This is a genomic window from Aquicoccus porphyridii, from assembly GCF_008369105.1.
Lineage (GTDB): Bacteria > Pseudomonadota > Alphaproteobacteria > Rhodobacterales > Rhodobacteraceae > Aquicoccus > Aquicoccus porphyridii.
The window spans coordinates 1-435 of record NZ_VINQ01000136.1; the positions used below are offsets into that span (position 1 = coordinate 1).

At 63.2% G+C, this 435-nt stretch carries 1 protein-coding gene; it reads left to right on the forward strand.

Translation table 11 applies throughout. From position 1 onward, the window contains the following. A partial coding sequence (locus tag FLO80_RS23920) for a ferritin-like domain-containing protein (RefSeq protein ID WP_149187151.1) occupies window positions 1–435 on the forward strand: 435 nt, incomplete at both ends.

The window sequence follows — 435 nt, forward strand, 5'->3', positions numbered from 1 at the left end:
CCCGCAAGAACATCCAGGAAGGCGCGGTCACCGAAGGCTATTCGGCCGATCGCCAGACCGTCCTGCGCCTGCTCAACGAAGCGCTCGCCACCGAGTTGGTCTGCTTCCTGCGCTACAAGCGCCACTACTTCATGGCCACCGGCCTTAAGGCGAGCATCGCCGCCGCCGAGTTCCTCGAGCACGCCAACCAGGAAATGCAGCATGCCGACCAGTTGGCCGAGCGCATCATGCAACTGGGCGGCGAGCCGGACTTCAATCCGCGCGGCCTGGAGGAGCGCTCCCATGCCGAATACGTCGAAGGCAAGACCCTGAAGGACATGGTCACCGAGAACCTGATCGCCGAGCGCATCGCCATCGACAGCTATCGCGAGATCATCACCTACCTCGGTAACGACGACCCCACCACCCGACGCATTTTCGAGGAGATCCTGGCCC